This is a genomic window from Nonomuraea montanisoli, assembly GCF_013363975.1.
GTDB classification, from domain to species: domain Bacteria; phylum Actinomycetota; class Actinomycetes; order Streptosporangiales; family Streptosporangiaceae; genus Nonomuraea; species Nonomuraea montanisoli.
Window position 1 is genome coordinate 154,286 of record NZ_JABWGN010000015.1, and the last position, 12,819, is coordinate 167,104.

At 73.3% G+C, this 12,819-nt stretch carries 12 protein-coding genes; 11 read left to right on the forward strand and 1 reads right to left on the reverse strand.

What is annotated here, in order from left to right:
- Positions 1-25 precede the first annotated feature (25 nt).
- The 4 genes from trhA (at position 26) to HTZ77_RS34310 (ending at position 4,636) form a co-directional block, all read left to right on the forward strand.
- Complete coding sequence (gene trhA, locus HTZ77_RS34295; protein WP_175593889.1) at positions 26-673, forward strand: PAQR family membrane homeostasis protein TrhA; 648 nt, start codon at positions 26-28, stop codon at positions 671-673.
- A gap of 88 nt (positions 674-761) precedes the next feature.
- Positions 762-1,295: an HdeD family acid-resistance protein gene (locus HTZ77_RS34300; protein ID WP_175593890.1), complete on the forward strand. Its 534-nt coding sequence runs from the start codon at positions 762-764 to the stop codon at positions 1,293-1,295.
- Between the two features lie 75 nt (positions 1,296-1,370).
- On the forward strand, positions 1,371-2,645 hold the full coding sequence (gene lat, locus HTZ77_RS34305) for an L-lysine 6-transaminase (RefSeq protein ID WP_175593891.1): 1,275 nt from the start codon (positions 1,371-1,373) through the stop codon (positions 2,643-2,645).
- 134 nt (positions 2,646-2,779) lie between these two features.
- Positions 2,780-4,636, forward strand: a complete 1,857-nt coding sequence (locus HTZ77_RS34310) for a hypothetical protein (RefSeq protein WP_175593892.1) — start codon at positions 2,780-2,782, stop codon at positions 4,634-4,636.
- Between the two features lie 58 nt (positions 4,637-4,694).
- Here the strand turns inward: HTZ77_RS34310 and HTZ77_RS34315 are convergent, their stop codons facing one another.
- The gene (locus HTZ77_RS34315) at positions 4,695-5,954 is read right to left on the reverse strand and encodes a nucleotide sugar dehydrogenase (protein WP_175593893.1); all 1,260 of its coding nucleotides are present in this window, start codon (positions 5,952-5,954) and stop codon (positions 4,695-4,697) included.
- 215 nt (positions 5,955-6,169) lie between these two features.
- On the opposite strand from HTZ77_RS34315, the gene HTZ77_RS34320 reads away from it, so the two are divergent.
- The 7 genes from HTZ77_RS34320 to HTZ77_RS34350 all read left to right on the forward strand — a co-directional run bounded on the left by HTZ77_RS34320 (position 6,170) and on the right by HTZ77_RS34350 (position 12,613).
- Positions 6,170-7,225, forward strand: coding sequence for an ice-binding family protein (locus tag HTZ77_RS34320; RefSeq protein WP_175593894.1), 1,056 nt, complete (start codon positions 6,170-6,172; stop codon positions 7,223-7,225).
- A 39-nt stretch (positions 7,226-7,264) separates the two neighbouring features.
- Positions 7,265-8,047 (forward strand): collagen-like protein, encoded by a 783-nt coding sequence (locus tag HTZ77_RS47805; RefSeq protein ID WP_175593895.1) that lies wholly within the window; start codon positions 7,265-7,267, stop codon positions 8,045-8,047.
- Positions 8,048-8,225: 178 nt separating this feature from the next.
- Positions 8,226-9,395: a dTDP-4-amino-4,6-dideoxygalactose transaminase gene (rffA, locus tag HTZ77_RS34330; protein WP_328808934.1), complete on the forward strand. Its 1,170-nt coding sequence runs from the start codon at positions 8,226-8,228 to the stop codon at positions 9,393-9,395.
- The gene (locus tag HTZ77_RS34335) at positions 9,395-10,186 is read left to right on the forward strand and encodes a GNAT family N-acetyltransferase (RefSeq protein WP_175593896.1); all 792 of its coding nucleotides are present in this window, start codon (positions 9,395-9,397) and stop codon (positions 10,184-10,186) included. The genes rffA and HTZ77_RS34335 overlap by 1 nt, the downstream gene beginning before the upstream one ends.
- The gene (locus HTZ77_RS34340; protein WP_175593897.1) at positions 10,183-10,710 is read left to right on the forward strand and encodes a GtrA family protein; all 528 of its coding nucleotides are present in this window, start codon (positions 10,183-10,185) and stop codon (positions 10,708-10,710) included. The genes HTZ77_RS34335 and HTZ77_RS34340 overlap by 4 nt, the downstream gene beginning before the upstream one ends.
- Before the next feature lie 79 nt (positions 10,711-10,789).
- Complete coding sequence (locus HTZ77_RS34345) at positions 10,790-11,857, forward strand: glucose-1-phosphate thymidylyltransferase (protein ID WP_175593898.1); 1,068 nt, start codon at positions 10,790-10,792, stop codon at positions 11,855-11,857.
- A gap of 42 nt (positions 11,858-11,899) precedes the next feature.
- Complete coding sequence (locus HTZ77_RS34350; RefSeq protein WP_175593899.1) at positions 11,900-12,613, forward strand: class I SAM-dependent methyltransferase; 714 nt, start codon at positions 11,900-11,902, stop codon at positions 12,611-12,613.
- Positions 12,614-12,819 lie beyond the last annotated feature (206 nt).

Below are 12,819 nucleotides of genomic sequence, written 5' to 3' on the forward strand. Positions count from 1 at the left end.
TAAAAGTTACGGTACCGTAGGTTTCATGACGACCGTCGCCGTGAAGCCGCGACTGCGCGGCTGGTTGCATACCGGAGCCCTCCCCGTGACGCTGGTCGCCGGCTTCGTGCTCGTGGCCCTCGGCCCCACCCTCCAGGCGCGCCTCGCCTCCGCGATCTACGCCATCACCTCGGGCCTTCTGTTCGGGATCTCGGCCACCTACCATCGCGGCACGCTCGGGCCGCGCCTGGCCGAGGTGCTGCGCCGCTTCGACCACGCCAACATCTACCTGATCATCGCGGGCACCTACACGCCGTTCGCGCTGCTCGCGCTCACCGGCGCGGCGCGGATCGCGGTGCTGTCGGTCATCTGGGGCGGCGCGCTGGCCGGCGTGGTGTTCCGGGTGTGCTGGATCGGCGCGCCGCGCTGGCTCTACACCGTCCTCTACCTCGCCCTCGGCTGGACGGCGATCTTCGTGATGCCGCAGCTCCTGGACGGCGCGGGGGTGGCCGCCGTGGTGCTGGTCGCCGTCGGCGGCGTCTTCTACAGCGCCGGCGCGATCGTGTACGGCCTGCGCCGCCCCGACCCGTCGCCCCGCTGGTTCGGCTTCCACGAGGTCTTCCACGCCTGCACCATCGCCGCCTACCTGGTGCAGTACGTCGCGGTGTCGATCGTCGTCTACTCCCACATGTGACCTCGTGCGACCCGGGCCGGTCGGTCGATCGCCGACTTTTGACCCGATGGTGGTCTGCTCTCGGGATCCTTCTGGAGATCAGACCAATATGGACCAACTCGCGCGCATCTGGTGGCTCATCCTCATACGGGGCATTGTGGCCATCATCTTCGGCATCCTCGCGCTCATCTGGCCCGCCATCACGCTGCTGGTGCTGGTGATCTTCTTCGGCGCCTACGCCCTCGTGAACGGCATCTTCTCGATCGTCGCCGGGATCCGGCACGGGTCCGGATCCCGCGCGTGGCTCATCATCTCCGGGGTCCTCGGCGTGCTGGCCGGCATCGTGGCCTTCGTGTGGCCCGGCATCACGTCGCTGGCCCTGCTCTACGTCGTGGCGTTCTGGGCCATCTTCAGCGGTGTGTCGGAGATCGTGGCGGGAATCCAGATGCGCAAGGTCATCGAGAACGAGTGGATGCTCATCATCGGCGGCGTGCTGTCGGTGATCTTCGGCATCCTGCTGCTGATCTGGCCGGGCGCCGGACTGGTCACGCTCGTCTGGCTGGTCGGCATCTTCGCCATCATCTACGGCATCACGATGGTCGTCCTCTCGTTCCGGGTGAAGAAACTTCCGGCAACGGCGTAGATATCCAGAAATTTTCCGGATGAATGGGGGTAAGGGCGGGCAAGTATGTCCCTGTCGCTTCGTCGTGGAGGAGCCATGGACGTACACGCCCGTCTCGCCCGCCATCTACTCGTCGACGGCTACCATCTCGTGCTCGACCTCGACCGCAGCCAGGGCTCCTGGCTCGTGGACGCGCGTGACGGACGCCGGTACCTGGACTTCTACACCTTCTTCGCCTCGGCGCCGCTGGGCGTGAACCCGCCGTTCGACGGGGCCGCCGCGGAGCTGCTCGGCCGGGTCGCGCGCAACAAGCCGGCCAACCCCGACATGTACACCGAGCAGCTCGCCGACTTCGTCGAGACCTTCATGCGCGTGCTCGGCGACCCCGAGCTGCCCCACCTGTTCTTCGTGGAGGGCGGCGCGCTCGCCGTCGAGAACGCGCTGAAGACCGCCTTCGACTGGAAGAGCCGCCGCAACGAGGCCGCCGGCCGCTCTGCCGACCTCGGCACCCAGGTGCTCCACCTGACCCGGGCCTTCCACGGCCGCAGCGGCTACACCCTCAGCCTGACCAACACCGAACCGGGCAAGACCGACCGCTTCCCGAAGTTCGGCTGGCCCCGCATCGACGTCCCGGCCGTCCACCTCGGGGACGTCGAGGCGGCCGAGGCGCGGGCGCTGCAGCAGGCCCGGGCCGCCTTCGAGCGGCACCCGCACGACATCGCCTGCTTCATCGCCGAGCCGATCCAGGGCGAGGGCGGCGACAACCACATGCGCCCCGAGTTCCTGCAGGCCATGCAGCGCCTGTGCCACGAGCACGAAGCGCTGTTCGTGCTGGACGAGGTGCAGACCGGCGGCGGCACGACCGGCACGCCGTGGGCCTACCAGCAGCTCGGCCTCGCGCCGGACATCGTGGCCTTCGCCAAGAAGGTGCAGGTGGGCGGCATCATGGCGGGCCGCCGGGTCGACCTGGTGCCGGACAACGTCTTCCAGGTCAGCGGCCGGATCAACTCCACCTGGGGCGGGGGACTGGTGGACATGGTCCGCTCCCGCGCCCTGCTGGAGATGATCGAGCGGGACTCCCTGATCCCGCGGGCCGGCCGGCTCGGCGCGCTGGTGGTGGAGCGCCTGACCAAGTTGCAGGCAGAGCGGCCGGAGATGGTGTCCGGCGTGCGCGGGCGCGGCCTGATGTGCGCCTTCGACCTGCCGGACCGGGAGAGCCGGGACGCCCTCGTGACCCGGTTGCGCGAGGAGCAGGGGGTGCTGGTGCTGCCCTGCGGGCCGCGCTCGGTACGGCTGCGCCCGGCGCTCAACATCACCGAGGACGAGCTGGGCCACGGCCTGGGCGCGATCGCGGCGGCACTGGACACCTGACGCACGACCCCCGCGAGGACACGGCGTTCCCGGCGTCCCCGGCGCTCCCCGAAACCGCCAAGCCTTGGCAAGAACATCGCCGCGGGCGGGCTTTCCGGCATCGGGGAGGCCGGGACGTCGCCAGTCTTTCCCGCATGGCCGAAGCTCCACCGTTTCCGCGTACAGCACCCCTCGCCTCCGAGCCCCTGACGGAGGGCTCCGCCGCCCCGCCCCCGCTGCGGCCCGCCGGCTGGCTGCCGGCGCTGGCCGTGGCCGGCTGCGCCGGGGCGGTCCTCGGGTATCACGGCGTCGCCTTCGCCGACCTGGCGGTCTTCACCGTCTACGTCGGGCTCGGCCTCACCCTGCCCGGCGTGCTCTGGGTGCGCGTGCTCTACCGCCGCCCGCACACCCTGCCCGAAGAGCTGGCCCTGGGCCTGGCGCTCGGCTACGCGGCCGAGGTCCTCTGCTACCTGCCCGCCCGCGCGATGGGGATGCCGCTGCTCGTGGCCGCCTGGCCGATGGGCACGTACGCGCTGTTCGCCGCCGTGCCGCGGCTGCGCGCCCACTGCCGGCGTACGCGCCGGGCCCGGGCCCCGCTGTGGTGGTCGTGGTGCCTCGCGCTGGGCGTCGTCTGCCTGACCCTGTGGATCGGGGCCGGCTACTTCCCCGTCCACCCGGTCGGCATGCCGCCGGCCGCCGCCCTGCCGCACCTCGACATGGTGGCCCGGCTCATGAGCGACGGGCCGGACGGCGGGCCGTTCGGCCATGACTGGTTCGTCCACGCCCACCTCGCCGCCGCGAGCTGGATCACCGGCGTCGCGCCGTCCGTGCTGCTCTTCCGGCTGGCCGCGCTGCCCATGCTGGCGGCGCTCGTCGTGCTGCTCGCCATGGCGGGCCGCCGCTTCACCGGCTCGCGCCGCCAGGCGCTGACCGCCCTGGCCGCCGCGGTGTTCGTGGCGGCGCCCGTCCTGTACACGGGGACCGCGGCCGGCGTCCTCGCCTGGACCTCGCCGCACGAGTGGGCCGCGCCCGCGCGGACCTTCGGCGCGCTGCTGTTCGCGCCGCTCGTGGTGCTGCTGCTCGACCTGTTCGGAGACCGGCCGCCGGGGCGCGGCGCGTGGCTGGTCTTCGCCGTGCTGCTGGCGGCGCTGGCCGGCGCCAAGGCCGTGTACGTGCCCCTGCTGGCCGTCGGGCTGCTGGCCGTGGTGGTGGTCGAGACGGTCAAGTGGCTGTCGCCGCCCCGCCGCGCCGTCGCCGCGCTCGGGCTGACGGCGTGCGCGCTCGCGGCGCAGGCGGCGCTGCTCGGGGACGTCTGGCAGGGGACGGCCGTCCAGCCGCTGGAGTTCGCGCGGGCGTCGTGGGCCGGGCTGACCGGCGCGGCGGACACGGCCGAGGCGCCGATGTCGTCGCTGGCCGGCGTCACCGCGCTGGGCCTGCTGTGCGGGGCGATCACCTGGAGCGGCGTGCTCGGGCTGGTGCGGCGGCCCCGGCTGCTCGGCCGCCCGCCGGTCGTGCTGGCGCTCGGCATGGGCGCGGCCGGGCTCGGCGCCGCGCTGCTGCTCGGCGACCCGTACCTCGCCCAGGGCGACTACCTCCAGGCCGCCTGCCCGTACCTCGCGATGGCCGCGGTCCACGGGCTCGGCTGCGTGATCCGGAGGGCGCACGTCACGCTCACGGCGGGGGTGTGCGCGGCGCTGGCCGGCGTGGCGGCCGCCTGCGCGGTCCGCTGGGTCTTCGGCGTGCACGTGCCGCTGCGGCCGGGGGCGGGGGAGCTCGCCCTGTACCTGCCGTACCTCACGCTGGCCGGCGTGGTGCTCGCGGTGGGGGCCCTGCTGGCGGCGGCCGGCCAGCCGCGGGCGCGCGTCCTCGCGCTGACGCTCCTCCTCGTGACGGCGGCGGGCACGCCGGCCGCCTGGCTCGGCCGGGCGCTGCCGGTCGCGCCACCCGTCGCGACCGCCCCGGCGCAGCCGCCCGGTCCCGGGGAGGTGACCGGGCCCGTCGCCGGGACGTGAGGCCCCGGACATGACGAAGGCCCTCCGGCCACCGGCCGGAGGGCCTTCGCGCGTCACGTCACAGCACCTCGACGTTGGGGCCGCGGCAGCGGTTGCGGGTGTCGAAGACGTACGGGCTGACCTCCTGCACCAGCTCGAAGTCGAACTGGTCGTGGTCGGTGAGCACCAGGACCGCGTCGGCCTCGGCCAGCTCCTGGCGCGTCGCCTCGACGATCTCGATGCCCGCGGGCAACCGGCAGTCCGTCACGTGCGGGTCGGCGGCCCGTACCCGGGCGCCCAGCTTGTGCAGCGACTTGACCACGTCGATGGCCGGGGACTCGCGGCAGTCGCCGGCGTTCTTCTTGTACGCGAGCCCGAGCACGACCACCCGGCTGCCGTTGAGCGCCTTGCCGCGCTGGTTGAGCGCCAGCATGAGCCGGTGGACGACCCGGTCGGGCATGTGGTCGTTGATGTCGTTGGCCAGCTCCACGAACCGGAAGTTGTGCCCGAGGCTGCTCTTGACCTTCCACGACAGGTACGACGGGTCGATCGGCAGGCAGTGGCCGCCGACGCCCGGGCCCGGCGTGAAGCGCATGTAGCCGAACGGCTTGGTCGAGGCGGCGTCGATGGCCTCCCAGACGTCGATGCCGAGCTGCTCGGCGAAGATCGCCAGCTCGTTGACCAGCGCGATGTTGACGTGCCGGAACGTGTTCTCCAGCAGCTTGCACAGCTCGGCGACCTGGAGCGAGGACACCGGCACGACCCGGTCCACGACCCGCTGGTAGAAGCTCTGGATCCGCTTCAGCGAGGCCGCGTCGATGCCCGAGACGACCTTGGGCGTGTTCTCCAGCCGCCACACGGCGTTGCCCGGGTCGATCCGCTCGGGGCTGTAGCCCAGCAGGAAGTCCTCGGGGGCGCGCAGCCCGGAGCCCTCCTCCAGGATCGGCAGGAGGTACTCCTCCGTGGTGCCGGGATAGGTGGTCGACTCCAGGACCACCGTGGCGCCCGGCCGTACCAGCGGGGCGATGGAGCGGCCGGCCGACGCGATGTGGCAGAGGTCGGGGGCGCCCTCCGACAGCGGGGTCGGCACCGTGATCACGCACACGTCGAAGCCCTCGGCGTCGGCGTAGTCGGTGCCGGCGAGGTAGCGGCCGCAGCGCAGCGCGGCGGCCACCTGCTCGTCGCTGATGTCCTCGACGAACGACTCGCCGGCGTTGAGCCGCTTGACGCGCCACTCGTCGACGTCGATCCCCACGACGTCGAAGCCGGCCTCGACCGCCCGCATCGCCAGCGGCAGGCCGACGTATCCCTGGCCGACGACTACGAGTTTCTCTCCCATGTCTGGACCCCCGTCACTTCGAGATGAGATATCACCTGACTGTAGGAGTCAGGTGATCTCGCACCGCCGATTCGGCGCGGGGCCCGGCGTGTCGCCGGCGGGCCGGCCGGCGGGCGGGCGGCGAAGGTCGCACCACAGGCAAGGACTGGCAAGAAGATCACCCAGGCGGGATGTACGCGCCGGTCGTTGGTGATCTCCTCGCCACACTTGCGGGCATGGCCAATCTTTCGCCGCGTTCATGGCTGTCCGTCGGGTTGACCGGCGTACTGGCCATGGGCCTGCTCACCGCCTCCACCTGGAGCGCGGACGCCCGCCAGGAGCCGATCGACCTCGGCGACGGGTTCGGCGTCGCGGTGCTGGCGGCCCTCGCCGTCAACAACGAGGAGCTGACGCGCATCACCGGTGACGTCGCGGTCAGCCCGGGAGGCGTCGTGACCGGCTTCCCGCCGGGTGTGGTGCTGGGCCGGATCTACCGGGGCAACGGGCAGGCGGCCCAGATCCGCGGGGACGTGCGGTCCGCCTACCAGGAGGCGCAGGGGCGGGCGGCCAACGGCGTCATCCCCGCGCAGCTCGGCGGCCGGACCCTGGGGCCCGGCGTGTACTCCAGCAGGAGCGGGGCCTTCGTGATCGACGGGACCCTCAAGCTGGACGCCAAGGGCGACCCCGACGCGGTCTTCATCTTCCAGACCGACACGACGCTGAACACCGCCGAGGTCAGCAACATCGACGTCCTCAACGGCGCCCAGGAGGACAACATCATCTGGGCCGTCGGCAACACGGCCAGCCTGGGGACGCTGTCCACCTTCCGCGGCAACATCCTCGCCCGCAACGGGGTCGTCGTGGACGAGGGCGTGCAGATGGTCGGGCGCGCGATGTCGCTCGACACGTCCGTCAGCATCGCGGGCACCGGGGCGACCCCGAGGACCCTCATCTCGGTGCCGAACCGACCGCCGACGTCCACGGCCCTCGGCTCGTCGCCGAACCCGTCCCGCCTGCGCGAGCCGGTCACCTTCACGGCCGTCGTCGACGGCGACGTCAACGGGGTCAAGCCCGGCGGCGAGGTGATCTTCAAGGACGGCGCCACGGTGATCGGCTCCGCCCTGCTGGACGACGCGGGCATCGCCCGGTTCACCACCGACGAGCTCACCAGGGGCGTGCACCTGATGAGCGCCGTCTACCTGGACGAGGGCAGCGCCGTCAACGAGGCCTGGGTCTACTGGCAGCCCAGCCAATCCCCCGTCATCGAGCACCAGGTGCTCAACCGCCGATAGGACCTGACCGACACAGGGGGACGTGCAGTGTTTCGTGGGATGAGAACGCCGGCGCTGGTGCTGACGATGGCCTGCGCCGCCTGGGGGCTGGCCGGCGTGGACGCGGCCCCGGCGGGCGCGCGGACGGCGACCGGCCCGGGCGCCGGTGCGGGGGCCTCGACCGGTGTGGCGGGGACCCCGGCCGGTGTGGCGGGGGCCGCGCTCGGCGGGCCGCTGCTCGGGAAGGGCCGCGCCGCCGAGCGCGGGCGCTGCCGCAGGCACCACTGCGGGTGCCGGCGCGCGTGGTGCGGCCGGGCGTGGCCGGGGCCGCCCGGACCGCCGGGACCGCGCGGGCGCCGGGGCGTCCGCGGTCCGCAGGGCGTGGCGGGGCAGGAGGGCGCGCCCGGCAAGGACGGCGCGGCCGGGCCGCAGGGGCCGCAGGGATCGCGCGGCCCTCAGGGGCCCGCGGGTCCGCGGGGCCCGGTGGGCCCGGCCGGCGGCGACGGCCCGAGCATCGACACGACGCTCGTCTCGCTCACGTTCCCGCCGTTCGACACCAACTTCGCGGGGTACGCCCGGGGCGGCGGCACCTGGATCCACGACCCCCGCAGCGACGCGCCGTGGCACAGTCTGAGCCAGGTCGACAACTACCCGGACGACGTGGTCGGGGTCTCGGTGACCGAGGCCGTGCCGCTCGACGCCCTGCTGGTCACCGTGGTCACCGCGGACGGCCGGCTGGCCGAGACGACCTGCCGGTTCACCGAGGGCACGCCGCCGCCCGCCGGACCGGCCTGGGGGACCACCTTCTGCGACGACTTCCGCCCGATCACCCCGCCCGCCTGACCGCGCCCGGTGTGCGGGGAACCCGCCCGGCCGCGACCACGGTCCGGCCGCGACCACGGTCCGGCCGCGCCGCGGTCCGGCCGCGGCCGGTCGGGCGGGGGTAAGGCTTGCGCAACGGGTGCGTCACGCGGGGTGGCGCGCCGCCCGCCCGCGGGCCGCGCCGGGTTTCACTGCGGCTGTGAGCACCACCGCGGTGAGAACCGTTCCCTTCAACCGGCCGTATCTGAGCGAGCGCGAGCTCGACTACGTCGCGGAGGCCGTCCACAACGGGCGGACCTGCGGCGACGGGCCGTTCACCCGCCGGGCGACCGCGCTGCTGCGCGAGCTGACCGGCGCCCGCCACGCACTGCTGACCACCTCCTGCACCCATGCCCTGGAGATGTCGGCGCTCCTGCTCGACCTGCGGCCCGGCGACGAGGTGATCGTGCCGTCGTTCACCTTCATGTCCACGGCCAACGCCTACGCGCTGCGCGGCGCCGTGCCGGTGTTCGCCGACTGCCGGCCCGACACGCTGAACCTCGACGAACGCCTCGTCGAGGAGGCCGTCACCGAGCGGACCCGGGCCATCGTCGTCGTCCACTACGCGGGCGTCGCCTGCGCGATGGAGGAGCTCGGCAAGCTCGCCGACCGGTACGGCCTCGCGCTCGTCGAGGACAACGCGCACGGCCTGGGCGGCTCCTACCAGGGGCGGCCGCTCGGGTCGTTCGGCGACATGGCCGCGCAGAGCTTCCACGAGACCAAGAACGTCCAGTGCGGCGAGGGCGGTGCGCTGCTCGTCAACGACGACGAGCTGGCCGCGCGGGCCGAGATCGTCCGCGAGAAGGGCACCGACCGCGGCCGGTTCTTCCGCGGCCAGGTCGACAAGTACCGCTGGGTCGACATCGGCTCCAGCTACCTGCCGTCCGACCTGCTGGCAGCCCAGCTCACCGGGCAGTTCGAAGCGTTCGGCGAGATCCAGCGCCGGCGCACGGAGACGTGGCGGGCCTACCACGAGGGCCTGGCCGGCTGGGCGGCGGCCAACGGGGTCGGCCGGCCGACCGTGCCGGACGGCTGCGAGCACCCGGCCCACCTCTACTACCTGATGCTCCCCGACCTGGACAGCCGCCAGGCGTTCATCGCCCACCTCGCCGCGCGGGGCGTGCAGGCGCCGTTCCACTACCAGCCGCTGCACGACGCGCCCGCCGGCATCCGGTACGGGCGGCCGGCGCCGGGCGGCTGCCCGGTCACCGAGCAGGCGGCCGACCGGCTCGTGCGGCTGCCGCTGCACGCCGGCCTCGGCGAGGAGGACGTGGCGTACGTCATCGACGCCGTCCGGGAATTCGCCGTCCGGGAAGGCGAGGTGCGCTGATGGCCTGGCAGGACGTGATCGAGGCACGGGCCGTCCGGGCGGTGCCCTCGCCGCTGGAGTCGGCCCGCTTCGGCCGCCCGGTGGAGCGCCTGACCGTCGGCGCCGGATCGGAGGAGGAGCCGGCCACGGAGGACACGGTCGACGGGGTCCGCGAGGCTGTCCTGGGGTCGGCGGCCGACGTGATCGTGCTGCGGTACCCGGCCGAGCGCGTCGGCTGGTTCGCCGGGCTGACCGGCCTCGGCCGGACCGCGATCTTCGCCGACTGCCTGGTGTACTGGAGCCTGCGCGCGGGCCGGGGCCGCCCGCCCGCGCCGTCGCCCGGCCTGCGGACTGGCCCGCTCCGCGACCCGGCCGCCGTCGCCGCGCTGGTCGCCGACATCTTCGCCGCGTACGGCAACCACTACCTGGCCGACCCGCTCCTCGACCCGGCCGCCGCGCTGGCGGGCTACCAGGAGTGGGCGGCGCGCTCCGCCGCCGAGGGGAGCTGCGTGGCGCTCGACGACGGCGCGCGGACGCTGGGGATCGCCACGCTGGAGGACGGCGGCCCCCGCACCGAGATCCTGCTCGCCGGCGTGGTCTCCGCCGCCCGGGGGCGCGGCCTGTACGCCCACCTGCTCAAGGCCGTCGAGGACCAGGCGCTGGCCCGCGGCGGGAGCGAGGTCGTCATCTCCACCCAGAGCCACAACACGCGGGTGCAGCGGGCCTGGGCCAGGTACGGGTTCGTCCCGGTGCAGGCACACGTCACCGTCCACCTGGTGCGGCCGGAGCTGCTGCGCCCGGCGGGCGCGTGAACGCCCTGACCCGGCCGCCGGCCGTCCGCCAGGCGGCCCGGCCGGGGCTGGGGCACCGGCTGGCCTACCTGGCCGGGGGCGGCCTGACCGCGGTCATCTACTACGGCATCCTCGCCGCGGCCCTGGCCGCCACGGGGGGACGGGTGCCGTACCTGCTGCTGGTGGTGGCCAGCCACCTCGTCACCGTGGTGATCGTGTACCCGTGGTACCGGCTGGTCGTCTTCCCCGGCGCGGGACACGGCTGGGTGGCCGGATACCTGCGCTTCTACGCGGCCGGGCTGAGCATCCTGTCGGCCTCCCTCGTGGGGCTGCCGATCCTCGTCGAGCTGGCCGGGCTGCCCGTGCTGGCCGCCCAGGCGCTGATCATCACCCTGACCTTCTCGCTCAGCTACGTGCTGCACCGCGCCTGGACGTTCCGCCGGCGCGGACCGTCGCGGCCGGGCGGGGAAAGGCCCGGCCGGGAAAGGCCCGGCAACCCGCCGCACAACCTTCGGCCAAAGCGCAGCGCGGCGAGGACCCGGTGATCCCGGCCGTTCGTAGCTTCGGGACCGACATGGTCGATCACCACGGGCCACGCGCTCGTCGCGAAAGGACTCCACGGCGATGAAGGCGCTCGTGCTGGCAGGGGGAAAGGGGACGCGGCTGCGCCCGCTCACCCACACGTCGGCGAAGCAGTTGGTGCCGGTGGCCAACAAACCGGTCCTGTTCTACGGCCTGGAGGCCATCCGGGCGGCCGGGATCACCAGCGTCGGCATCGTCGTCGGCGACACGGGGGCGGAGGTGCGCGAGGCCGTCGGCGACGGCTCCCGGTTCGGGCTGGAGGTGACCTACATCCCCCAGGACGCGCCGCTCGGGCTCGCCCACTGCGTGCTCATCGCCCGCGACTTCCTCGGCGACGAGCCGTTCGTGATGTACCTGGGCGACAACTTCCTCATCGGCGGCATCGCCGACCTGGTGGACGCCTTCGGCGCGGCCGGCCACGACGCCCAGATCCTGCTCACCAAGGTCGCCGAGCCGCAGTTCTACGGCGTCGCCGAGCTCGGCCCCGACGGGCAGATCCTGCGGCTGGAGGAGAAGCCGGCGAACCCGCGCAGCGACCTCGCGATCGTCGGCGTCTACACCTTCTCCCCGGCCATCCACGAGGCCGTCCGCTCCATCGAGCCGTCCGCGCGGGGCGAGCTGGAGATCACCGACGCCATCAAGTGGCTCATCGACCACGGCTACAGCGTCCACTCGCACTTCGTCAGCGGCTACTGGAAGGACACCGGGCGGCTGCAGGACATGCTGGAGTGCAACCGGATCGTCCTGGAGGCGATTCGCCCCGACATCCGGGGGAGCGTGGACGGCGCCTCGGAGATCAGCGGGAACGTCGTCGTCGAGGCCGGGGCGTCGGTGGAGGGCTCGGTGATCCGGGGGCCCGCCGTCATCGGCGCCCACACCGTGATCCGCGACTCCTACGTCGGGCCGTACACCTCCATCGGCGAGAGCTGCCTGATCCGCGACAGCGAGGTGGAGTACGCCATCGTGCTGCGGGACTCCTCCATCACGGGGATCTCCCGGCTCACGTACTCGCTCATCGGGCGCAACGTCGAGGTGACCAGGGCCCAGGGCATGCCCAACGCCTGCCAGCTCATGGTGGGCGACCACAGCAAGGTCCAGGTGCGGGCCTGACGGCACGGCCACCGTACCGCGTGGCCCGATCGAGGAGAGGTCATGGAGGCTACGGAGATCCGTCGCACGGTCGAGCTGGAGGACCACCACTGGTGGTACCGCGAGCGGCGTGCCATCCTCGCCCGCGAGCTGCGCAGGCTGCGCCGGTACGGCCCGCCCGGCCGGGCGCTGGACATCGGCGCGGCCGGCGGCGGCAACACGCGGGTGCTCGTGCGGCACGGATGGGACGCGCTGGTCGCCGACTACTCCGAGCTCGCGGTGGAGCTGGCCCGCGAGCGGGGCCTGCGCGCCATCCACGCCGACGCCCGGGAGCTGCCGCTGCCCGACGACTCCTTCGACCTGGTGTGCGCCTTCGACGTGCTGGAGCACATCGAGGAGGACGGCCGCGCGGCCGCCGAGATCGTCCGCGTGCTCCGGCCCGGCGGCACGGCGCTGATCACCGTGCCGTGCGACATGGCGCTGTGGTCGGCGCACGACGTCGCCTCCGGCCACGTCCGCAGGTACACCCGGCCGACCCTGCGCGCCCTGCTCGCCGGCCAGGGGCTCGTCCTGGACCGGATGTGGAGCTGGAACGTGCTGCTGCGGCCCGTGGTGGCCCGCCACCGCAAGAGCAGCTCGGGCTCGGACGTCATGGAGCTGCCGTACCTGGTGAATCTGGGGCTCATGGGGGTGATCACGGCCGAGCGCTACCTGCCGGTGCGGTCGCTTCCCGGGGTGTCGCTGATCGCGCGGGCGCACCGCCCGGCCCACGGTTAGCATGACATTCCATAGCGGCTCAGTTACTCAGCGCAGTATTTGCAGTACAACAGGGGTGTGATTCACCCGGAGGGGCGCACCCCCGCGACACCCGCCCCGTCGCACCGCACTCCAGGGCCGATCGGTTCGCCGTCACGGACGCCGCTCGCCCGCCCTCGCTCCCGCCGCGCGCTGCCCCCGCGCCGGCCGGGCGCCCGCCGCACCGC